This window comes from Shewanella abyssi (assembly GCF_023284025.1).
Lineage (GTDB): Bacteria > Pseudomonadota > Gammaproteobacteria > Enterobacterales > Shewanellaceae > Shewanella > Shewanella abyssi.
In genome coordinates this window covers 40,929-64,724 of the sequence record NZ_JAKIKR010000025.1, presented here as the reverse complement: position 1 = coordinate 64,724, position 23,796 = coordinate 40,929, and the positions used below count along the sequence as shown (strand labels likewise).

Annotated in this window: 21 protein-coding genes and 1 pseudogene; 8 read left to right on the top strand and 14 right to left on the bottom strand. The window is 44.4% G+C overall.

What is annotated here, in order from left to right; translation table 11 throughout:
* A pseudogene (locus L2755_RS12405) lies at window positions 1-160 on the top strand (transposase); the annotation flags it as partial.
* Between the two features lie 603 nt (window positions 161-763).
* Here L2755_RS12405 and der read toward each other — a convergent pair.
* From der to rlmN, 8 genes are all read right to left on the bottom strand, one after another.
* On the bottom strand, window positions 764-2,239 hold the full coding sequence (der, locus tag L2755_RS12400) for a ribosome biogenesis GTPase Der (protein WP_248981008.1): 1,476 nt from the start codon (window positions 2,237-2,239) through the stop codon (window positions 764-766).
* A gap of 87 nt (window positions 2,240-2,326) precedes the next feature.
* Window positions 2,327-3,514, bottom strand: coding sequence for an outer membrane protein assembly factor BamB (gene bamB / locus L2755_RS12395; RefSeq protein ID WP_248981007.1), 1,188 nt, complete (start codon window positions 3,512-3,514; stop codon window positions 2,327-2,329).
* A gap of 11 nt (window positions 3,515-3,525) precedes the next feature.
* A complete protein-coding gene (locus L2755_RS12390) occupies window positions 3,526-4,146 on the bottom strand; it encodes a YfgM family protein (RefSeq protein ID WP_248981006.1) in 621 nt (206 codons plus the stop codon).
* Window positions 4,147-4,160: 14 nt separating this feature from the next.
* On the bottom strand, window positions 4,161-5,435 hold the full coding sequence (gene hisS / locus L2755_RS12385) for a histidine--tRNA ligase (protein WP_248981011.1): 1,275 nt from the start codon (window positions 5,433-5,435) through the stop codon (window positions 4,161-4,163).
* A gap of 183 nt (window positions 5,436-5,618) precedes the next feature.
* Entirely contained in the window at window positions 5,619-6,734 is a 1,116-nt protein-coding gene (ispG, locus tag L2755_RS12380) for a flavodoxin-dependent (E)-4-hydroxy-3-methylbut-2-enyl-diphosphate synthase (RefSeq protein ID WP_248981005.1), read from the bottom strand.
* Between the two features lie 22 nt (window positions 6,735-6,756).
* Window positions 6,757-7,746, bottom strand: a complete 990-nt coding sequence (locus L2755_RS12375; RefSeq protein WP_248981004.1) for a RodZ domain-containing protein — start codon at window positions 7,744-7,746, stop codon at window positions 6,757-6,759.
* On the bottom strand, window positions 7,746-8,534 hold the full coding sequence (gene pilW, locus L2755_RS12370; protein WP_248981003.1) for a type IV pilus biogenesis/stability protein PilW: 789 nt from the start codon (window positions 8,532-8,534) through the stop codon (window positions 7,746-7,748). Before pilW ends, L2755_RS12375 begins: the two co-directional genes overlap by 1 nt.
* Before the next feature lie 32 nt (window positions 8,535-8,566).
* Window positions 8,567-9,688 (bottom strand): dual-specificity RNA methyltransferase RlmN, encoded by a 1,122-nt coding sequence (gene rlmN, locus L2755_RS12365; protein WP_248981002.1) that lies wholly within the window; start codon window positions 9,686-9,688, stop codon window positions 8,567-8,569.
* Between the two features lie 295 nt (window positions 9,689-9,983).
* Between rlmN and L2755_RS12360 the strand changes: the two genes are divergently transcribed.
* Both L2755_RS12360 and L2755_RS12355 read left to right on the top strand, forming a co-directional pair.
* Entirely contained in the window at window positions 9,984-11,054 is a 1,071-nt protein-coding gene (locus L2755_RS12360; RefSeq protein WP_248981001.1) for a CNNM domain-containing protein, read from the top strand.
* Between the two features lie 122 nt (window positions 11,055-11,176).
* A complete protein-coding gene (locus L2755_RS12355; RefSeq protein WP_248981000.1) occupies window positions 11,177-12,919 on the top strand; it encodes a bifunctional metallophosphatase/5'-nucleotidase in 1,743 nt (580 codons plus the stop codon).
* 77 nt (window positions 12,920-12,996) lie between these two features.
* Here the strand turns inward: L2755_RS12355 and L2755_RS12350 are convergent, their stop codons facing one another.
* The 4 genes from L2755_RS12350 to L2755_RS12335 form a co-directional block, all read right to left on the bottom strand.
* Complete coding sequence (locus L2755_RS12350; protein ID WP_248980999.1) at window positions 12,997-13,497, bottom strand: GNAT family N-acetyltransferase; 501 nt, start codon at window positions 13,495-13,497, stop codon at window positions 12,997-12,999.
* Window positions 13,478-14,017, bottom strand: coding sequence for a GNAT family N-acetyltransferase (locus tag L2755_RS12345; RefSeq protein ID WP_248980998.1), 540 nt, complete (start codon window positions 14,015-14,017; stop codon window positions 13,478-13,480). Before L2755_RS12345 ends, L2755_RS12350 begins: the two co-directional genes overlap by 20 nt.
* Window positions 14,018-14,151: 134 nt before the next feature.
* Window positions 14,152-14,454 (bottom strand): NrfJ, encoded by a 303-nt coding sequence (locus L2755_RS12340; protein ID WP_202288926.1) that lies wholly within the window; start codon window positions 14,452-14,454, stop codon window positions 14,152-14,154.
* A 182-nt stretch (window positions 14,455-14,636) separates the two neighbouring features.
* Window positions 14,637-14,864, bottom strand: a complete 228-nt coding sequence (locus tag L2755_RS12335) for a DUF3820 family protein (RefSeq protein WP_202288925.1) — start codon at window positions 14,862-14,864, stop codon at window positions 14,637-14,639.
* 570 nt (window positions 14,865-15,434) lie between these two features.
* On the opposite strand from L2755_RS12335, the gene L2755_RS12330 reads away from it, so the two are divergent.
* The 4 genes from L2755_RS12330 (at window position 15,435) to L2755_RS12315 (ending at window position 18,233) form a co-directional block, all read left to right on the top strand.
* Complete coding sequence (locus tag L2755_RS12330) at window positions 15,435-16,178, top strand: division plane positioning ATPase MipZ (RefSeq protein WP_248980997.1); 744 nt, start codon at window positions 15,435-15,437, stop codon at window positions 16,176-16,178.
* Window positions 16,138-16,599 carry a CopG family transcriptional regulator gene (locus L2755_RS12325; RefSeq protein ID WP_248980996.1) on the top strand — a complete coding sequence of 154 codons (462 nt, stop codon included), beginning with the start codon at window positions 16,138-16,140 and terminating at the stop codon, window positions 16,597-16,599. The genes L2755_RS12330 and L2755_RS12325 overlap by 41 nt, the downstream gene beginning before the upstream one ends.
* A 275-nt stretch (window positions 16,600-16,874) precedes the next feature.
* Complete coding sequence (locus L2755_RS12320; RefSeq protein ID WP_248980995.1) at window positions 16,875-17,699, top strand: M90 family metallopeptidase; 825 nt, start codon at window positions 16,875-16,877, stop codon at window positions 17,697-17,699.
* A gap of 87 nt (window positions 17,700-17,786) precedes the next feature.
* Window positions 17,787-18,233: a nuclear transport factor 2 family protein gene (locus L2755_RS12315; protein ID WP_248981010.1), complete on the top strand. Its 447-nt coding sequence runs from the start codon at window positions 17,787-17,789 to the stop codon at window positions 18,231-18,233.
* 57 nt (window positions 18,234-18,290) lie between these two features.
* Here L2755_RS12315 and L2755_RS12310 read toward each other — a convergent pair whose 3' ends face one another.
* Together L2755_RS12310 and aceB are read right to left on the bottom strand one after the other, a co-directional pair.
* Entirely contained in the window at window positions 18,291-19,751 is a 1,461-nt protein-coding gene (locus tag L2755_RS12310; RefSeq protein WP_248980994.1) for an HDOD domain-containing protein, read from the bottom strand.
* Between the two features lie 536 nt (window positions 19,752-20,287).
* Window positions 20,288-21,913, bottom strand: coding sequence for a malate synthase A (gene aceB, locus L2755_RS12305; RefSeq protein WP_248980993.1), 1,626 nt, complete (start codon window positions 21,911-21,913; stop codon window positions 20,288-20,290).
* A gap of 1,348 nt (window positions 21,914-23,261) precedes the next feature.
* On the opposite strand from aceB, the gene L2755_RS12300 reads away from it, so the two are divergent.
* Window positions 23,262-23,759, top strand: coding sequence for an outer membrane protein assembly factor BamE (locus L2755_RS12300; RefSeq protein ID WP_248980992.1), 498 nt, complete (start codon window positions 23,262-23,264; stop codon window positions 23,757-23,759).
* Window positions 23,760-23,796 lie beyond the last annotated feature (37 nt).

Below are 23,796 nucleotides of genomic sequence, written 5' to 3'. Positions count from 1 at the left end.
TGCACCCGAGGCCTGGATTACCTCAGCGAAAGAGTTTCGCCGCCAATACAGTGGTATTAGTGGTCGTTGGGATGCTATGTGTGCTTTCAAAAAACAGCATAACTGTGGACAATGGTGTAAAGGCAAAGCCAGCAGTAATGCACTTCATCCATCTCCTTAGAAAGGTCTTCGCGGCTGAAGCCGCTCCTACATTAAAATCTAATCAATGTCAGGCTTATTCGACTCAATGATCTAAAACATTTCTGTCCAAAAGTGTGCTAGGCATTTAGCCATATACCTATATGCCTTATATGCTAGCAGGCCAAAACTGACCCACAGAAAACACCCAGTCCCCCCCAACAAGAAGCGTCAGTACGGCGGTTTTTATTACTCTATGGATGCTAATGAAAATCCTGCATGACTACGCTGTTCCTTTCTTTCTTATCCTAAACCTAACTAGCACCTGGAAATTTAAAGCGAATAATTGACCAATCTAATGTAGATGCGGCTGTGGGCTTCGGTTTCAAGGCCCATTCTATTCCCTATAGAATTTGGCATTCCCTCCGTCCATGGAGATCAGATGAAACCGCAGAGCGGCCATGGATGGCTTTATAGCGTCCCACAGAAGTAGCGACATGTGAGCCTGCAACTAACAATAGCAATTAAACCCCGTCAAAACGCCAAATCCCAAGTAGAAAAACCCAAGCAACAAAAAAGGAACCCGAAGGTTCCTTTTAATCGCTAAGTTGGCTATCAAACTAGATACCAAGCAACAAACAAAGACTTAATCTTCGTTCTTCTTGTCACGAATATGCGACGTCATACGCTTACGACGACGTTCTTGACTTACAGTCAGCTTCTTAGTGTGCATGCCTTCGAACGGGTTCGCACCATCTTGGAAACGAATTTGGATCGGCGTACCCATCACTTTAAGTGAACGACGGTAGTAGTTCATCATATAGCGCTTGTATGAATCAGGCAGCTTCTTAACCTGGTTACCGTGTACAACCACAATAGGAGGGTTATAACCGCCTGCGTGAGCGTATTTAAGCTTCACACGGCGACCTTTTACCAATGGCGGCTGATGATCGTCTTGTGCCATTTGCATAATACGCGTCAACATTGCCGTGCTTACACGCTTCGTTGCACTGTCGTATGCTTCTTCAACTGATTCATATAAATGACCAACACCGGTACCGTGCAGTGCAGAGATAAAGTGAATACGAGCAAAATCGATAAAGCCTAGACGGCGATCAAGTTCGCTCTTAACACGATCTTTAATCTCTTGATCAATGCCGTCCCACTTATTCACCGCTATCACCAATGCACGACCCGCGTTTAGGGCGAAACCTAAAAGACCTAAGTCTTGCTCGGCGATACCTTCGCGGGCATCAATAATAAGCAGTACCACGTTACAGTCTTCAACCGCTTTAAGCGTTTTAATGACTGAGAACTTCTCAACCGTTTCATGTACCTTGCTACGACGGCGAACACCGGCTGTATCAATAAGTACATACTCACGACCTTCACGTTCCATTGGAATGTAAATACTGTCGCGCGTGGTACCAGGCTCGTCATAAACAACAACGCGCTCTTCACCCAAAATACGGTTAATTAGCGTTGATTTACCCACGTTAGGCTTACCAATAATGGCAAGTTTAATCGGCAAGTCTTGCAGACGTTTCTGCTCAGCATCCGCTTCTTCTTCAGTGTATTCACGCTCTTCTTCGTCTTCTTCGCCTTCACCCTGCTTAACGATACCCATAGCTTCCGCATAAGGTGCCAACGAATACTCAATCATGTTGGTTACACCACGACCTTGCGCCGCTGCCATTTGGTAAACTTCACCAAGACCTAGCGACCAAAACTCTGCACAGGCAGAATCGGCATCGATGCCATCAACCTTGTTGGCGACAACAAATGTGGTTTTCTCACGGCTGCGTAGGTGCTGTGCAATAGCCAAATCGGCTGCAGTTAAGCCAGCACGAGCATCTGTCATAAACAGAACCACGTCAGCTTCTTCAATCGCCGCTAATGACTGTTCAGCCATACGGGTTTCAATCCCTTCTTCAGTGCCGTCAATACCACCGGTATCGACCACAATGAACTCATAGCCAGCCAAGAATGCTCGGCCGTACTTACGATCCCGAGTTAGCCCAGGAAAATCTGCCACTAAGGCATCTCTGGTACGGGTAAGTCGGTTAAAAAGGGTCGACTTACCAACATTTGGTCGCCCAACAAGGGCCACAACAGGAATCATTTTTATTGCCTCTATTACTACATTTCTATTAACTAAAAAGCCCCCGGAATACACATCCAGGGGCCTTATCATCTGTTACAACTCGGCTTACGGAAGCGTAACTCGAACCACTTGTCCATTACGAGTCTGCACATACAAGTTGTCATTAACAACAAGCGGCTGACTGTACAAACCTGAACTATCTACTTGAACACGCCCAACTATTTTGCCATCAGACTTGCTTAAAAAGTGCAGGTAACCTTCAAAATCACCAACGACAACATAATTTTTAAATGCAATCGCTGCAGTTAAGTTACGGTTTGCCAGTTCAACATTATTCCATAACTCTAGACCATTTCGTCTATCGACAGAGTAAATGCGGCTATGGTCATCAACGACAAACAAGCTTGCACCTGAATAGGCTAACTCATGAAAGCTTGAATACTTACGAGTCCATACTACACGGCCCGTACGCGTTTCCATTGCAACCAAGTTGCCATTATAGCTCACCGCATAGAGGTTTTCACCCACAAGCAATGGCTTCATATCAACATCGGCCATGCGAGAAAACTCATTACCGCCAGAAGGCGTATAGATCGCTTGTTCCCATGCTGCTTGACCGTTGGTCTTAATCACGACTGCGATTTTACCATCGGCAGTACCGACAAAAAAACCACCCGCATCAAAGGCTGCTGAGCCTGTGCCGCGTAACGTTAACGTTGGCAGTTGGTTTTCATAAACCCAACGCTTTTCACCATCATCAACATTAAAGGCTTCTAGTGTACCAGAACCGGTATTAACGACCACAATGTCTTCGCCAACCGTTGGCGCAGATAACACTTCACCGCCGGCGATAACATGCCATACTTTTTCGCCAGTCTCGGCATCAAACGCTGCAACAAGACCACTTTCACCGCCCACAAAGACCTTGTTTCGTGCGGCTGTAACGCCACCGGCTAAACGAGCGCCTTTGTTTTTAGCGAGAATATTATCTCTAAAAACAGCGCTAAAATCTTGTTCCCACGCTTTTTTACCCGTCGCTTCATCAAATGCAACGACTTTACCGTAGCGGTCAGCAACAAAAAGTTTATCATAACGCGCCGCGGGACGTAGACGGGAATAATAATCGCCTACACCATCCCCCACATTAGCGCTCCAGCTAACTTCAGGAAAAACGCTTGCTTCAATTTCTGTAAGCTCAGCAACGGGCTCTTCTTCGACATCGTTTGATGAACACGCAGACAGCATACCTATGCTCAATCCACATGCGAACAGTGTTTTGCACCAAGACTTCATGGGCAGATTCCTTATGCCTTGTTCAAGTTATCAAGCTTCATTTGCAATGTTGGACTACTCATAGTTCCACCATTTTCTACCGCAGCTTGATAGGCAAGCTTAGCCTTGTCGGTTTCACCTTGGCGAACCAAGAAATCACCTTTTAATTCATCTCGCTGTGCCGCTGAAGCAACATCTTTAACTTGCTCAAGCGTAGTAATCGCTGTGGCAAATTGACCTTGCTCTGCTTGCACACGTGCTAGACGGATTGTGGCAACGAGCACGATGCTGCTATCGGCATTAACCGCTATCACATTTTTAAGTGTGGCTTCTGCTTTTTCTAAATCACCCGTTTCAACAGCTGATTTTGCGACCATAAGCTCTAATAAAGACTGATAGCCTTTTTGACCATGTTCTTTAGCAAACGTATCTGCAGCGCTAAGCATTGCTGCATCCGCTGTATTTTGACTACTTAGGGCCTGAAAAGACTCTGAGGCTGCTTCCGCTTGAGCTAACTGGTAGTCGGAATAATAGTTCCAACCAAATAATCCACCTAAACCGACAACAGCACCTACGACAACTGAGCTACCGTAATCTTTCCAGAACTGTTTGATAGCATCTACTTGTTGCTCTTCTGTGCTATAGACTTCCACGTGTACTTCCCCTTTTAAATCAGTTCTGCAATATAAGTCGCCAACGCATCTCGGGCAACTAATTCTTGTGCTTTATCTTCACGAAGGTACTTTACTGCAACTTGATTATTGGCAAGTTCATCTTCACCAATCACCAGCGCTACAGCGGCACCGCTTTTATCTGCTCGCTTCATCTGTTTTTTAAAGTTACCGCCACCGCAATGGCTCATCACTTTCAAACTTGGCAAACTTGTTCTTAATTCTTGCGCAATCTTTATCGCTTCAATACGGCAGTTATCACCCATCGCAGTGACGTACACATCGACTGCAGGTTTAACGTCTTTATCTAGCTCAAGGGTTTCTAGCAATAACACAATACGCTCAAGACCCATAGCAAAGCCGACTGCTGGGGTTGATTTGCCCCCTAGTTGACCCACTAAACCATCGTAACGACCACCGGCTAATACCGTGCCCTGTGAGCCTAGACTTGATGTCACCCACTCGAATACCGTGCGGTTATAGTAATCTAAGCCACGCACTAGACGAGGATTGATTGTGTATTGGATGCCAACAGCCTCTAAGAGTTCACATAAATGTGAAAAATGTGAACGAGTCTCTTCGCCTAAATAATCCATCAACGCTGGAGCATCACCCAAAAGCGCTTGAACAGCCGCATTTTTAGAGTCTAAAACTCGAAGAGGGTTACTGTACATACGGCGTTGGCTGTCTTCATCAAGCACTTCTTTATGCTGCTCTAAAAAGGCAATCAAAGCATCGCGGTATGCTGCACGCTCTTCGCTATCACCTAAGGTGTTCAGCTCAAGTGTGACATGATCCGAGATCCCCAATTTTTTCCAAAGCATGGCAGACAGCATCAAAACTTCTGCGTCAATGTCTGCACTCGCGATGCCGTAAACTTCAACTCCAAACTGGTTGAATTGACGGTAACGACCCTTTTGAGGGCGCTCATGACGAAACATAGGTCCCATATACCACAGACGTTGCTCTTGGTTATACAGTAAACCGTGTTCATTGCCCGCACGTACCGTTGAAGCTGTACCTTCTGGACGTAGCGTTAGGCTGTCGCCGTTACGATCTTCGAAGGTGTACATCTCTTTTTCAACGATATCAGTAACTTCACCGATTGATCGTTTGAAAAGGTCGGTACTTTCTACGATAGGTGTACGAATTTCGCTATAACCGTATGCACTGACAGTCTCTCTAAGAACGGTTTCAAGTTTTTGCCATATAGGACTTTGGGTCGGCAGAATGTCGTTCATTCCGCGGATCGCTTGGATCTGTTTTGCCACTTTTCGATTCGCCAAATTTGCTGTTTAAAAATAAAAAACGCCTCGCATTATAGGCGTTTCGATACTAAACGTAAAACGGGATAAATACCCGCTCTACTCGAAGATGCTCGTTTCAGGTAGAACGGGTATATCACCCACAAAAAATCACCAGTCGCCAAGGCTGACTAGTGATGATTAAACGGTTTACTTGCTTAGGTCTTGCGCTGGAATTCTTGCTTCACTCATGGCGACTCTGGCACGAATTTTTGCTTCTAGCGAATCAACGATATTATTATTGTCGAAACGCTCTTTTTGACGCACACCGTCTTTATAGTAGCCACTCATGCGGTTACCGCCGGTCAGGCCAATATCGGAGATAAGCGCTTCGCCAGGGCCGTTGACCACACAACCGATAATAGAAACATCCAGTGGGATAACAATATCCTCAAGACGCTGCTCTAACTCGTTAACGGTAGAGATGACATCAAACTCTTGACGAGAACATGATGGGCAAGCAATAAAGTTAATCCCGCGCGAACGTATCCGCAATGATTTAAGAATATCAAAGCCCACTTTGATCTCTTCAATAGGATCAGCCGCTAACGATATTCTTAATGTGTCGCCAATGCCATCAGCCAGCAACATCCCTAAGCCGACAGCAGATTTAACCGAACCTGCACGTGCACCGCCCGCTTCAGTGATGCCTAAGTGAAGTGGCTGTATTATCTGCTTAGCGAGTAAACGGTATGACTCAACGGCTAAGAATACGTCCGATGCTTTCACGCTAACTTTGAACTGATCAAAATTAAGTCGATCAAGAATATCGACGTGACGCATTGCAGATTCAAGCAAAGCTTCCGGTGTCGGCTCTTTATATTTATCCATTAGATCTTTTTCTAATGAACCGCCATTAACACCAATTCTGATGGGGATATTCTTATCACGCGCACATTCTACAACGCTGCGAATGCGGGCTTCGTTACCAATATTGCCAGGGTTAATACGCAAGCAATCAACGCCATATTCAGCCACTTTAAGGGCGATACGATAATCAAAATGAATATCGGCCACTAACGGCACACTCGTTTGTTGCTTAATAAGCTTAAACGCTTCGGCGGCATCCATGGTGGGTACGGATACCCGCACGATATCTGCGCCGACATTCTGCAGCGCGTTAATTTGCGCAACAGTTGCAGCCACATCGTTGGTGTTAGTATTCGTCATCGATTGCACAGCGATAGGTGCGCCGTCGCCAATCGGTACATCACCGACGTAAATGCGGCTTGATTTACGTCTAATTATTGGAGATTCGTTATACATCGTCTTTGTGCTCTATCATTCGTTATAGTCCAGCGAGAGGCAGGCTTAAGCGCGCCACTTTACCGCTCGGATACTGTTTCAAGCTAACTTGAGTTCCATTGAGCTGGATATTCACAACTTGTGGGGCGCCCAATATCAATGCAAAAGGCTCAATGCCGCTCACTTTGATGTCACGTCCTGATTTTTTCAAGCCATTGACGAGTATTTTACCATAAGCATCGGTGACTTTTATCCAGCAATCGCCCGTAAGGCTTAAGGCCACATCTGACATAATGGCATCGCTACTGTGATTAACCTGCTTTGCGGCAGAACTGCCTTCACTCGCCCCGTCATCGTCGAGTTGGTTTTCTACTATAGAGGCAAGCATCGCTCCTGCAGACAACGGCGTGTTGGCGAGCGGAACCTGAGTGCTAGCACTTAACATATCAGTGGCGATAGTTTGCGACTGCGTGATTTGTTCGCCCGAGGGCTGGGCCCTTGAGTTATTCGCAATGTCGTTCTGTGCATTGGAGCGAGCATCTTCAGCAGAGGCTGCAACTTCCTCAACGGTGGGTTGAGAGTAATCAACCGTGGTTTCCATGGATGATTTTTGGAACCACCACAGCACCATTAACGCTAAGAGTACAAACACAATGATGTAGGTTAGCAACATCAACCGACCATCACGAGCCTGGCGGGTTGTTTTACGAGAAAAACTCTGCATCAAGGGTTCAGCATCATTTAACAGCTGTTTATCTAAGCAGGCTTGCACTTCAAACGGATCCGCTTGCACCGCTCGAGCATAATTTTTTACGTAGCCGCGCACATAGGTCGCCGCGCCGACCGCTAATAAATTGTCGGCTTCAATTTCTTTAATGATAATCGGCCGTAAATGCAATTGCGCCGCAATATCTTCTATCGTTGCCCCTTTATTTTCGCGGGCTTTTTTTAGCAAAACGCCCAGCGTGAGTGTTGACTCTTCCACTAGGCTTTCTGTGTCTATGTTGGGCAGATCATTCTGTTCATTTTTCATTAATGCATATTAGCCCGATAATGCTTGGCCTGAGGCGAGGAGGGAAACTTTGCTAATAGTAAAATACCAAATTTTCTTACTGCGTCGTCGTCATTCAGACCTTGTTCAATTTCAATTCCCAGCGCTAAACTGATTGGGGATTCGACCGCGACGTTATGGTAACGCGTTAGTCGAGCTCTCGCCTCTGTATACCGCTCAGCTTCAAGTTCAATTTCTGTTAACTCGATAAGCGAGGTGCGTCTTCTTGGATCATAATTAAGCGCCATGGAAAAATACTTTTGCGCTTTTTCTATTTGACCTGCTTTTCGACTACAAATTCCCAAGTTTTCATAAGTAGATGCTGATTGAGTATATGAAGGACGTTCAAGCGCTTTAAGGAACATCTTTTCAGACTCAGCATATTGACCTTGTTGACACAGGAATGTACCGAAGTTATTAAATGAATCTCCGCTGGCATTCCTAAGGTTTGTTGCCCGTCGATATGCCTGTTCGGTCTTTTCTAATTCACCGACTGAGCTGTAATAATAGGCAAATGCGATATGCACATCTTCAAGCTCAGGAGCAAAAGCTAACGCACGATCCAAATTAGCTTTTGCCTGCTCACTATTACCTTTTTGTAAATAGACTAAGCCCAAGTGCACCCGTTGACGTGCAGCAGCCACTTTATCGACCTTCTTCTCAGAGACAGGTGTATTAGTGCCGGTATAGATACTTTGTGTCACGCAGCCCGAAAGAGCGGTTGCAGACAGCAACATAACCAGTGGCACGCTCACCTTTCTATGATTCATCGTTTAGCCTATCTATCAATAGATACAAAGAGTTAATCCATTGTGACCGAAATTTGGTTCTCTTGCATGCGTTTTTTCGCTAAACGCTTGGTTCTGTCTCGAATATCACCCGCAAGTTGACCGCAAGCAGCGTCAATATCGTCACCACGAGTTTTACGCACAATAACCGTTAAGCCATATTCCATCAGTACCTTTGAAAAACGATCGATTCGTGAATTAGACGAGCGACCGTAGGGAGAACCTGGGTATGGGTTAAATGGAATTAAATTCACTTTACATGGCGTATCTTTCATCAGCTTAGCCAATTCATGCGCCTGGTCGGTACTGTCATTAATATGATCAAGCATCACATACTCAACAGTAACGCGGCCACGGTTAGCATTTGACTTGGCGATATAGCGACGGATCCCCGCCAGGAAATCTTCTAATGGATACTTCTTGTTCACCGGTACAAGCACGTCACGTAGCTCATCGTTTGGCGCGTGAATACTCACAGCCAAAGCCACGTCGAGTGCGTCGCCAAGGATATCTAACGCAGGAACGACACCCGAGGTCGACACAGTAACGCGGCGCTTTGACAAGCTGAAACCGAAATCGTCTAACATGATATCCATGGCAGGAATAACGTTCTTCAAGTTGAGCAGTGGCTCTCCCATTCCCATCATCACTACGTTAGTGATTGGACGATCGCCGGTGTCTTTTACAAAGCCAATAAAGTCGGCGACGCGCCAAACCTGACCGATGATTTCTGATACGGTTAAGTTTCGGTTAAAGCCCTGCGCCCCGGTTGAGCAGAAGGTACATTCAAGTGCACAACCGACTTGAGACGAGACACATAAAGTGGCGCGATCTTCTTCTGGTATATATACCGTTTCAACTTCTTGGCCGTTACCCACGTCAATAGCAAACTTGATAGTGCCATCAACTGATTTTTGATAACTGGCAATTGCTGGTGCAACAATCTCACACTTACGGGCCAACTTTGCACGTAATACTTTGTTGATGTTGGTCATCTCTTCAAAGTCACTCACACCAAAGTGATAAAGCCATTTCATCAATTGATCGGCACGGAACGGCTTTTCACCCATATCGGCAAATAACGCTCGCATCGATTTACGATCAAGATCTAATAAATTGATCTTCTTTTCACTCATGTGTGTAACCTCAAAAACCTAAAACCTGCATCCGGGCGGCGAATTATACAGACCCTAACAAAATTTGGCCAGCAACCTCGACCCTCTAATATGCTCATGCCGCGATTTCATGCACTTACCGTTAATGCTGCACGGCAAAATCGTGATAAACATTGAAACCAAGCAACGACTAGTAAGAGATAGATACAAAAAACCAGAGAAATAGCGACTAAACTGCATTTGCTCAGAATAAAGCTATGCTAGAATCCGCTCAGACCAATGTTGGTCTGCAATTTGGAAGTGTAATTTCACCTTTATGATAACTCTTATCATTATAGTATTTGTCGCCATTACTATCTCTTTTCTTTGTAGTGTGTTTGAAGCAGTTTTACTCTCAGTCACGCCCAGTTATATCGCCACGCTTGCCGCAACAAAGCCCGCTGCAGCTGCAAGATTGAAGAAACAAAAAGAAAACGTTGAATCTCCACTCGTGTCTATCCTGACGTTAAATACCATAGCTCACACAGTTGGAGCCGCAGTCGCTGGCGCACAAGCCGCTAAAGTGTTTGGTGACGAGATGTTAGGCGTATTCTCTGGTGTGCTTACCTTTCTCATTCTGTTCTTCTCAGAGATCATCCCTAAAACACTAGGTGCAAACTACTGGCGTTCACTGGCACCCACAGTTTCAATCGCATTAGTGTGGATGGAGCGTGCAACGATGCCACTTATCTGGATGTCTAAGCAGGTCACTCAACTTATGGGTAAAGGCGATGAAGGCCAATATATTCGTCAAGAGATGAGTGCTATGGCTGAAATAGGAAGAATTTCGGGTGAGCTAGACGAGCAAGAATCTAAGATTTTGACGCAAATGTTGTCGGTTAAAGAGATGCCAGTCACCACGATTATGACGCCAAGAACGGTGATGTTTAAGCTACCAATAACCTTAACTCAAGGTGATTTTGCGGCTAAATTTATGGCCAAGCCTTTTACTCGAATTCCGGTGTACCAAGATGAGCCTGATAACATTATCGGCTATATCAACCGCAATGACGTATTGCTTGCAGAGCGTACGACGCCGAAAGAATCGATTGCCGTGTTGAAGAAGAACTTGTTGGTCATTCCTGAGACTGCAAAAATTCTACCGCTGTTTGAGTTAATGATTAAGCGCAATACCAAGATTGCGATGGTGGTTGATGAATACGGTTCCGGTGAAGGCATTGTGACCTTGGAAGATATCGTCGAGTCCCTGCTCGGATTAGAAATTGTCGATTCGAATGATCCTGTCACAGATATGCAGCAATTAGCGCGTAAATTGTGGAGTCGTAGAATGAAGCACAAAGGCATTGTGCTTTCAGACGACGGCGAGTTTGATAACAAGCCCGAGTAAGCGCTAGTTAACTCACTCTGTAGAGAAAGGGAGCTTGGCTCCCTTTTTTAGCCGCCAAAATCAGTATTTCACCAAACAGTAAGGGTTAGTGCTATAATTCTTGTTTGGTTCTGAGGATTAAGATGACGTCTAATTACACTTTAAAACTTGCCCACATCAACGACACACATTCTCATTTCGACGCAAATCGTCTGCAATTTACCGTATCAGAACAGCAACAAGAGTTAACCCTGTACACCCATAGTGGCGGGTATGCACGCATCGGTTACCAACTTTCTCAGGCCAAGTTATCGGCCAAAGCCAAGCAGCAATCGTTTCTGTTCTTACATGGCGGCGACAGCTTTCAAGGCACACTTTACTTTAATGAGTTCAAAGGCAAAGCCAATTCTGATCTGCTGAATCTGCTAAAGCCCGATGCCATGGTGCTCGGAAACCATGAAATTGATGCCGGTAACGGACCAGTGTTAGATTTTCTTAACGATATCCAATTCCCGTTACTTGCCGGTAATATGGACTTAAGCCAAGAGCGTTTAGACAAAACAGCACGGCTGGCATGCCACCCTAACCTGTATGATTACGACAATGACTCGCAGACGGCAAAATATATTTTAAAGCCGCTGCAGGACAAGCAAGTCGCTATCGTCGGCATCACGCTTGATCAAATGAAAGAGATTGCTCGTCCCGACGAAGATACCCATTTTATCAATGCCATTGAAACCACCAGACGCACCGTTGCTAAACTTCATGCTGAAGGCATATATCACATCATAGTGTTGAGTCATCTCGGCCTGGACCAAGATAAAAGACTCGCCCAAGAGGTTGATGGGATCAGTTTGATTGTTGGCGGACACTCCCATACGCTTCAAGGTGATTTTCGCCAGTTGGGCTTAAGCAATATGCCTTATGCTGAACGCGTCAACAACACGCCTATATTGCATGCTGGAAAGTACGCCGAAACTATCGGCATTGCAGATGTTACATTTGACGACAGGGGGATGGTGACCAGCCTTAACGGCGGTAATTACTTTATGCTAGACCAGCAATTTATTTTACAAGCTGGCGAAGGCGAAGTGAGCGCAGATAATTATCTGGCGATCCGCGCCAAGCTGGACGCCAACCCGGCTATTTATTGGGACGGTGAAGACAGCGTCATTCAGCAAACCATCCTCAAAAAATATCGCCCAACTCTTGATGCGCTAGACAATCAAATCCTCGGTTTTGTACCAAGAAACTTAGTTCATACCCGCTTGCCTAGCAAAGCTCTGCCACACGGCAGTGAGATAGCACCTTGGGTAAGTCGGAGTATGTTTAAAGAAACCACTGAGATTGGTATTGAGGTTGATTTTGCGCTACATAATGCCGGTGGAGTAAGGCAGTCACTCAATAAAGGTCAATTAAGCCTTGCTGAAGTTATTGGCCGCATTCTGCCGTTTGACTTGCCTTTAGTGACCTACCAAATTCAAGGTCAGTTTATTTTTGAGATGCTGGAATCTGCCATTAATGCAGCGACGAATAACAGTGTTATCGGCACTGGAGCGGGCAGCTTCCCATACACCTATGGTCTTAAGTACTTTTACGATGGTAGACAAACCTTAGGTAAACGCATCATTAAACTCGAAATCATGCGCCAAGTCGATGGCCTAGCGCAGTGGCTTGATGTTGACCCGCAGCAGCACTATATCGGCGTGTCATCAGCGTATACCGCATCGGGGAAGGAGGGTTACTCAGCTATATTGCAGTCCAACTGGCAGCGCAGTGTCGAACAATTAACCTTACCCAGCGCCTTTATTCGTTTCATCAGTCGAGCCGAAACCTTAGCTGAAGTGATAGAGCCACAAGTGCATTACACTAGCCATAGAAGTTAACACTTTCATCTCTAACTGAACCCAACTAAACAGTCCGTCATTTTATGGGCTATTTAGTTGATGACATAAGACAATCGTTAGAGCAACAGTTTACGCATGCTAAAGTTAACTAATACTTGACCCGCGCGCGGATGCTGGTTTTTAGAAAGCACTTCATAACCCTGCTTTTCGAAAAAGAGTTTGGCCAGAAAAGACGCCTCTACCGTAAGTTCCTTTATCTGCTGCGCTACGGCAAACTCTTGTAAATCTTTATAAAGCGCAGTCGCGACGCCTCTACCAGTAAAGTCTGGGTGGGTGAAGAGGCAATCGATATCAGCGCTTAGCCATTCTTCATTATCCGACGGCTTAAGCTTTGCCGGCTTTAGGTTGATAAACCCAGCAATAATACCACCCTCTTCTGCTACCCATGTTGTAGTTGGCTGCAATCTGCTAAGCCAATTTTCGTGGCTCCGAGGCGAAGCTGACCAAGCAGCTCTTTCCTCAACGCTGTAATGACCGCTGGCACCTTGTGAGATACTGAGGTGAAACAAGGTCGCGAGTTGATCTACATCCTGCGCGTTAAACAACCTCACATTCATCATCTAAACCTTGCCCATTAGTTGTCAGGGCTTTACTCATTAAATAGCCCATTACAATTTGACCGCGCTTTTCTTGATAACTGCGATGGTTGAGTCTGAAGCCATGAGCTAAAAATAATGGTTTTGATAATTTAGACGCATCAACGGATAAATTACTGATATTGGCACTAATAGCCCAGGTTTCTAATTGGCTAAACAGTGCTGCTGCTATCCCTCGATGTTGATATTCGGGGTGGACATAAAGACTGTCGATATAACCGCGACTATGAAAATGCGTCTCAAGGTTAACCACGCCGCAGCATAAAGGGTTGCCTTGTACATCACGGGAGTCATCTATCATAAGCCAGGCTTTTGAACGAGATAGCCTTTTATGCCAATGGTAGCTGGAACGAGGGGCGAACGACCAAGCTTGTTGCTCAGCAGTCGAGTACACATCATCGTCAATGGCGTTAATAGCCAGATGAAACAGCTGACTGACTTGCAGCGCATAACACTTGCTGTAGGGAATAATTCTGAGCATGACAATCAAATAGACGAAACAATAGCGTTATTTTGCGCTAGTTGATGGCAAAAGAAAACGGCGCAAACAAAGTCTGCGCCGTTTTCTTTTTACAGTGATACAAGTTGAAGCCTTAGCGACAACGGATATCGCTATTACTTCTTATCAATACGACCAACAAACAACAGCTTGTCAAAAGTACGATTTAAGGTTTTGCTGGCAAAGTCATTCATCCACATCTGCTCTTGAACAACGACCTTGTCGCCTTTCTTAACTTCGATTTGTGGACCAGCAGCCCAAAATGTTTGGTCAGCTTCTTTAATCTGTACATAGGTATAACCGCCGCCATTCATAGTATCCATGACAGTACCTTCATGCATAACACCTTGAGCCCAAGCGCTAGACATACCAAGAGCAAGTGTTGCTGCAGCAGCCAATTTAACTAATTTAGCTATCATCGGGAATTTCCTTTCAAAAGTTATCAATTTAATATCTCAATTCAAATATATTAAAGCATGCAATAAAGCATAAATCTCTAATACTCGTCACTAATCATAATCAAATCATCAACTATTAGATCCAACTCTCATTCCAAAAGAAATTTAGCCCGTTTACGGAACTTTATTCAAGATGAAATGGTTTATCTTGCCTGTTTTACCTTATCGAGCAGGGGCTGCAACATACCTTCGAGTCCATTGAGCTTCACCTCATACATTAATGCCAGTTGCTGGCCAAGCTTGCCCTCCGGAAAACCTTTTGAGTGGAACCACACTAAGTAAGGTTCGGGTAACTCTAATAAATAACGCCCAGCATATTTGCCAAAGGGCATTTTCTGGCTAATCGCTTGTTGTAATAGCTTCTCATCCACTGTGCTGCATCCGTGTTTATGACCACTTATATTTTGGCAAAGACTAACATGGAGTGCACATGGAGCGCGATTCATCGGAGCAATTTTTACCATGCTAGGCTAACACTATCGACAAGTTACTATGTATCGAGCGGCTATACCCAAGCAACCATATATAATTAATTCGCATAAAGATTGGTGCTGATGGTAAATTTTGAAATATCAATCTTTAGAATGACAACGCGATTACCATCAGCGCGAATCAATTCGTCGGTTTTAGCCCTACTGTTCGGGTTTTAAAAAAACTTAAACTACTAATAATCATACCAAACACCACCTATTAGCTAGCCGCGACACTAGCGCGTCAAAAAAACAACGAAAGCGGTTTTTATGTCAAAAAAACTTCGCCAGTCAATTGAAATAAAAGCGTCAAAAATCAACCAGTTGACCTTAGGCCTATCTCTGCATAAATTAATATCACAGCTGTTGCATTGGGTAACAATAAGTCAATCTAGATTATCCAATCAAACCAGTACACATCCAGCAGCTTGCAAACGGTCAGATAAATAAACGCGTACTTGAGGATAAAACATGATTATATTAGTGGGTGGTGAAAAAGGCGGTAGTGGCAAGAGCTGTCTAGCGCAAAATATTGCCGTTTTCTTAACAGCAGAATGCCAAGCTTCAGTGATTATGGTTGACTGCGATCCTCAACGTACCACTTCAGATTGGATCCATGCCAGAAATAACAATCCACAGTTGCCGAGTATAAACTGCGTACAGCTATATGGAAAAATACGTAATGACTTGCTCAGTCTGGAACAACACTATGACTACGTCATTGTTGATTGTGGTGGCCAAGATAACCTTGCTCTGCGCGCAACGATGTCTGTTGCATCCCATGTACTGATGCCACTTAGGCCCAAACGACGGGACCTTAAAACCGTGAGCCACATGGATGATATCGTCGCCACATGCATGATGATTAACCCAAAACTGCGCGCAACATTTGTGATCACCCAATGCCCTAGCTTACCCAACCAAGCCAACCGTATTTTTGAAGCTAAAGAGGTGTGCAAAACCTATGACATCAACGTTCTCAATGCCATTACCTATAGCCGAAATATCTATGATGACAGTGAAGAATCTGGCTTATCTGTTTTAGAAATTGAGCCAAAAGGAAAAGCAGCCAACGAGATCCGTGGCATTGCCACCGAATTGCTGCAAGTTGCTAATTCAACTGAGATACGCAATCGCATCGCCGAAAAACAGATGAAAAAGATGAGAGGTGAATATGGGTCTGACCGATCTCAAGAAAAGCTCTACGCTGTCTAAGTCAGCTCATCAACAAATCCATAGCTCTCAGTTAGCCTTAGACGATTTAATTGATGATTTTATTAATGATGCTAATCGCTATGCCGTTGGAGAGGAGCAACTCGCTCCCGCAACAAATAAGGTGATAGCGCTAAACATTAACAAGAGCCAATCGAATTTATCGAGTTTAAAGGTACTCGCAAACAATATCGGCGTTGTAGTGCAGCCGAGCAGTGCAAATGTTAAGAGAATAACCAAAGGAGATGCACCGTTTAGAAAATCAACATTCACCTTGAGTGAATCAGCCATTGCTCACCTAGCCGCTTTAGCCGAGGACGGCGATGTAGCCAAGTCCAAATTGGTGCGCTTTTTGATTGAACATCATTTCAATATGACAGCACAAGAGAGAAAAGAGATAGAGAGACGCATTATTGTTGAGTAACCTTCCCAATTTAGCTGGCAGAAATGGAAAAGATTTGAATTATTGAACTGCCAGCCTTTTTTAAATCCCCCCATCCTCCGTTGATTTTTGATAAACAATCACTGTATTAGCGATTCATTGTTGAATTCTACCCTCTCCACCCGCATATCATTAACATTAGCCGTAGCATACTTCGGCAACCAGAAGCTTAGCTTCAACATGTTATACCCATTATTATAAAGATTTGATCGCTCAGCGAGAGTTCTTATACTAATTGGTATTAATAAGGGGTTCTAATGCTCGCTATTTTATTAATAATACTGATTAGCGCTAGCGCTATCCTGTGGATTGCCAGCCGTACGTGGCGAGTAACCAGGCGCAGAAAACGGCTAACTCGAACGCCCTTCCCCCATGCTTGGCGATCTATCCTCAAAAAGCGGATCCCTTTTTTCCGCTCACTTCCGGCAGATCTGCAGTTACAGCTGAAAAAACATATCCAAGTGTTTATTGCCGAAAAGCAGTTTGTCGGTTGTGATGGATTAGAGATTGATGATGATATTCGTGTCACCGTCGCCGCCCAGGCATGTTTACTGCTACTCAATAGAAAAACTGATTTCTACCCACACTTAACAGAGATCCTTATCTATCCCTCGGTGTTCATCGTGAACAATGAGCAACGCGACTCAAATGGGCTGGTGTCGGAGCGCCGTCGCGTCCTATCGGGCGAATCTTGGCAGCACAGCAAGGTCATTCTATCGTGGCAAACGGCTAAAGAGGGTGCAGCTGTGCCCAATGACGGCAGTAATGTGGTTATCCATGAGTTTGCTCACCAGCTTGACCAAGAAGATGGCCATGCCAACGGCGCGCCGATCTTAACCCGCTCACAAGACTATGCATCTTGGTCAACGGTGATGATGCAAGAGTATCAATACTTAGTTGAGGCAAGCCAATGCCAACAATACTCTTTGTTTAGCTATTATGGTGCGACAAATCCTGCTGAATTTTTTGCAGTCATTAGCGAAGTGTTTTTCGAACAGCCGCAAGATTTTCTTGCTTTACATACAGCGCTCTACAACGAGTTGAGTTCTTTTTATAAGCTCGATCCCGTAAACTGGCATTAGAAGTGGATTTGAACTAACAAAAATATTGAGGGATTTATGCTAAATCTACACCATAGAACATCCACCGTTTGGCGGGCAGTAATACTCATGTTCGTCCTGTTTGGATTCAATACCACCGCGCAAACCGTCAGCCAAAGTGATGACAAGCAGCAAGCAGCGACTCTACTCAACAACCTCAATACCTATTCGGCAAATGCTGACTGGGATAACTATTTTGATCTTTACGCAGACAATGGCATCTTTATCGGTACCGACGCCAATGAACACTGGGATAAGGTGCAATTTGAACAATATGCGCGACCCACAAAAGGCTGGCGTTATGACCTAACCAGCCGCGCCATGACTCAGCACGGTGACGTCATCTGGTTTGATGAACTCCTTAATAGCCCATCTTACGGAGTCAGCCGTGGCACGGGCACCTTGATAAAAACAGCGCAGGGTTGGAAGATAGCCCAGTATCACTTGAGCTTTCCCATTCCCAATGAGATAGCTAAAGCGATTACCGCGGAAATTATTGCCGCCGAGCCTCAGTAAAATAGAAAAAGCGCTTTATTAGCAATAACAAAGCGCTTTTTCTGCTGCAAATATTGTTCAGTTCATTGTCGCTGAAAAGCAAACATTTGAAAGTTCAGCAAAGTGGCTAAAACCTAAGAAATCCTCTTCACTTAAACGTCTGCCTGAACTATCTCTATCGGCGAATAACACACCGATAACCGTGTGGTTCATTATCAGCGGCGCCAACATAAATCCTGTCGGTGATACTAGGCTTCTCAATGCGTCATCCATATAAAGCCTCCATTTGGCTGAATGAGGATTATCGACAAACAGTGCACTTTTGAATTGAATCGATTCTTGAAACAAATTCTTCGTCCCGCCGAGTTCTATCGAGAAGTTTTTTTTCATCTCGGCGGCACCATCACCTAATACGATGCGTGGCTGCAACACTTTTCTGTTCGGCGTTAACAACAATACCGCGCACCGGTCTACGCCAACCCCTTGCAGAACGCCCTTTAACGCTATTGATAAAACCTGATTAAAGTCAGACTTTTTTAATGCACATTGGGTTAAGGCTCGCAGGCATCTCAACTGTTCTAGCGGGTTTGAGCCCCGTATAACTGGCTGTTGAACTTCAACCTGGTGTTCAATTAATAGGTGCTTCACATCAGGCAAATAATCCACTAAAACTTTCGCACCATAGGCCTCAGCCATTAGTGCCGTCGCTTTATGGCAACTGATCATACGTCCTTTTAGTTCATCAACCTCAATATCAAGGATATCGGCGGTTTGTTTCAACCTTTTTGATAGTTCAAGCATCGAAGGCAAGGGTTGCGATAGAAGATCGCTCAACTTATTTGCCAGAAAGATACTGCGAATTTCAGGTGTTCGTTCATCCGGTTGGCTTAAAGACATAATGAGAATACTGCCTAGGCCCCAATTACGTGCAATGCCCGCTGAAAGCTGTTTAAAGCTCGTCCCTAATACCGCTCTTACCGCTTGATCACGCTCAAGTGATGACTCACACTGATTAAGTTTACTGTCTAATACAAGGGTTTCAGTGGAACCTGTGCTCCAAAACGCACTCTCACCCAAATGGTAAAGCAGTGAGGCAATAAACACCTCTTCTTGGAGCTCATCATCATAATCCTGCATCAGCATTTTAGTAAACATCGCCGCCTGAAACGACTTTGCCATCAAACTAATCAGCCGCTGATAAACACTTTCAGATAAGCCTTCCGACTCTAACAAACTACTCAGTAACTTTGCAGTAATACATATATTTTTGATTGCATCAAAGCCCAAGACAACCGCCGCCTTACTCACCGTCGTCACTTGAGTGCTGCCCTTATTGTATGTCACGCTGTTCGCAACACGCAGAATACGGGATGTTAGCGCATTATCATGCATAACGCTCTGACCTAATATCGCAAGAGATGACACATCATCTTTCGCCAGTCTCTCTAAGGTTTTAACCGTCGAACATAGCGCGGGCATCTCTTGCTCACTGATCCGCTGCGTCCAATAATCAGCACCTCTTAACGTGCTTTCTTGCATGCTGTTAGCTTTCAAATAATACTCTGCTTATGACGGCTAATACTGCCAAGTTTTCAATGATTAAATAGCGCCCATCCTAATTGATGATGTGCGCAGACTCCAATACCGATTGCACTAAGTGTTTAGCCAGTTCAGAAACACTCAAGCTTTTCAATTCAAGGCTCTGATGAATAGATATTCAATGCAATTCGTATAAGATACTAATAGAGTTAATTGTATACGCAATTAGCGCAAAGTGCAGTATAGGCCCGCTATTGCTACGATGTTTGATTGACGTTGATAACAAACATGGGGATTTAAGGAGAGTAAAAAAAATGCGACCCCGAAGAGTCGCCAATCACAAGCGTAAACTGTCATCACCATACTGGGAAGAGGGAGATCACTGTTTTTATTAAAAACCCGCGTAGCACGTAGGTATACTGCGCGGGGGGCACAAGCCGCGAAAGGCAGCCAAACTAATTTACCGACTCAATCTAAATAACTTATCAAACAAAAACGAGCGAAGCTCTGTCATTCACCACCTGATTAAATAAACCCTATGCAATAAGCAGTTCATAACCTGGCTGAGTGATAAAATCGACCAGTTCATCAGCGGTAGTCGTTTGTTCCAGAATAACGGCCGCTTCGGTAAAGCGGCCATGGGTGAATCTATCCGCCCCCACCTCCTCTTTAACTTGAGCCAATTCTTGAAGCAACATCTCTTTGAACAAAGGTTTGGTTACTATTGTGCCATTCGATAGCTGCTGCTGATGCTTTATCCACTGCCAAATCGAGGTGCGAGAGATCTCCGCCGTCGCAGCATCTTCCATTAAGCCATATATAGGCACGCAGCCATTACCCTTGATCCATGCCTCTATATATCGCAGCGCAATACGGATATTTCGACGCATTCCATCCTCTGTTCGCTCACCTTTGCAGGCCGACAATAGTTCATGAGCTAGGATGGGTGCATCAACATCACGAGTAATATGCAACTGATTGACATGATTTTCGCCAATGTACTCATTGAAGACTTCCATTGCGGTATCAGCCAAACCAGGATGGGCAACCCAGGTGCCATCATGGCCATTACGCGCTTCAAGTTGTTTATCCTGACGCACTTTATCTAGGATCTGTTGATTAGCTTTTGGATCTTTTGCAGGAATAAACGCTGCCATTCCCCCCATCGCGAGCGCGCCGCGTTTATGACATGTTTTAACTAACAAACGCGAATATGCACTCAGAAATGGTGTATCCATGGTGACTGACTGTCTATCGGGTAATATACGGTCACTGTGATTGTTCAACGTCTTAATGTAACTGAATATATAGTCCCAACGGCCACAATTAAGCGCGACAATGTTTGAACGTAACTCATATAAGATTTCATCCATCTCAAATACTGCAGGCAGGGTTTCAATTAAGCAGGTACATTTAATCGTGCCAGGCTGTAGACAAAAACGCTGCTCCACAAAAGCAAAAACGGTTGCCCACCAACGCGCTTCAAGATGGCTCTCAAGTTTAGGGATATAAAAGTATGGACCACTGCCCTTACTGAGCAATTGACGATAGTTATTATAAAAATAGATACAGAAATCAAATAGCGCTGCAGGTATAGCTTGTTCAGCATAGCTAACATGCTTCTCTAGCATATGCAGACCACGTACACGACAGATCAACACCGCAGGATCTGCGGCTAACGCATAGGATTTACCCGTTTCTGCCGAGGTATAACTAATATCACCGCTAATCGCATCGCGTAAATTAATCTGCCCTTCGACCAGCTTATCCCAGCTCGGTGCAAGTGAATCTTCAAAATCGGCCATAAACACTTTTGCATTTGCATTGAGCGCGTTAATCACCATTTTGCGATCAACTGGTCCGGTTATTTCAACGCGTCTATCTTGCAAGTCGAGAGGGATCCCCCTCACCTGCCAGTCACTTTCACGTATCGTTTTAGTGTGCTCTAGGAAATCTGGTAACTGACCTTTATCGACAAGCCCCTGCCTTATCTTTCGATGAGCCAATAGCGAAGGTACATCGCTAGCAAAATGCTTACAGAGTGTTTTAAGTAAACTTAACGCACCTTCTGTTAATACCGTTTCTTGTCCGATGACCGTTTTCCCACTAATAACGACTTCATCTGCAACAACGCTATTGTCGATGGTTATCTGCTGTGCCATAAATTTTCTCTCCAAACTGTATCGTCACTATGTTTGCTTGATGAGGCCACCGGCCTACTGTGATTTATTTAGCATTGCTAAAGTCGACTTCTTTAAATGCTCGGCATCACTTTCCTTTAATATAAAAGGCAAGCAAACAAAAAGGCATTACCGAGGCCACATATGGTTATTTGCAACAAAAACTAACCACAAATAGCGTTCGATGCAAGCAAGGCTAAGCTCGGCAGAGACTTTGTAGCGGATATGAAATTGACGTAAAACAGTATTACCCAAGGTGAAAAGTAAGAACTTAAAACCTACAAATACAATGATATAGCATGCGATGGTAGTATTTGAAGATAACAAAAAAGACAGTTGTAAGGCAACTTGACCAAGCAAGCACGCTTGAATTCCACACCGTAATTTAATTACCTAACGTCATTAAATTGATACAGCCAGTGGGAAGTTTGATAATAGGGCAAATGCAGAGCTCCGTTTACAGCTACCTTGGGCGTAAATCAATTAAACCCATAATTACCAGTAAGTTAAAAACCATACTAATCAACAACAATGTAAACGACTGTTTTAACTTGACGTTAACGTTAGCTGGAGCCTAGTAGGCTAAAGGTATGGATCACCGCAAGAGGAAGAATAGTGACTAACATCACAAAATATATTGGTTTTATGTTAATTATTTTTAAAAGTCGCCCTTAAACAACGTAAATAGCACCGTTTACAAACCGACCACCGACTAATGCGTACATTATTTACCCTCAAAAACCAGCAACACTAAACTTCCCCCGCCCCTATATTTGAGGAAACTGACTTTAATCAAATGTGTAGCACACTGATAAAACGTGCCCAAACGCGCGATCAATACAAATATCGACTCAAATATCGAATCTGTGACAATGATTAAAAAATAAATAGCGACTGAATAATGGCTAGCGCTCACCACCAAGCTTCGATTGCCCAGCAGCGACGGGCTATAAGGCTTAATACTATTAAAGCGAATGCTAATACCAGATGGCAGCAAACTGCGGCTTGAATCGTTCAGAGTTAAGTCAGCAGTTAAACTACTTAAAATCATAAGCTTAATAACAAATCGTCAATCTAATAAAATTCAACAACGGCCTTTACCTGCCCATAGTATGGCAAGTAAAGAGTGACTAAAACCTAGAAAAATACTAATACGAATGAACTAATTACCCGTTTACGACTCAATATAAGCAGCTTATGTAACCTCAGTGTTAAAACCGAGAAACAACATAGATTAGCAACCTGAGCAGACTCTGCGACAATAGCCCTTGTCAGATAGGGGATTGCTTGGGTATTATGACCGACAGATTTTGATGAAGTAGCGCATTTAATGACAATTAAAAAAAGAAGTCTTACCCTTTTGGGCGCTGCTGCGCTCTCACTATCGCTCAGTGGCTGTGGTGTATTCGACTATTTGATCTATAAGCCAGACATTCCGCAAGGTAACTACATGGAAGACCAGCAGGTAGAAAAGCTGCGTATTGACATGACTAAAGAGCAGGTTGAATACGTTTTAGGTCGTCCTGTATTGCGTGATAGTTTTTCAGACAATACTTGGTATTACATTTATCACTATAAAAGTGGCCGTGATGCCAGCATTATCCATAAAGAGCTGATCATTGACTTTGACGGAGATATTCTAGTTGAAGTGAAAGGCGATTATGATTTAAGCGAAGAGTTTAATACGCCGCTTGAAGAAAGTAAGCTACCTGGTTTAAATATTCCAGAAGGTGAGCCTTTAGTACCAGAACAGCGCCCTCAAGCAGAGCCTTTGGTGGAAGAGAAACAAACTCAACCAAAAGCACTATCGGAAAAAGGCCAAGAGTAATCGCCGTGTTGTCAGCTTAACTCTGCTTTGAACGAAC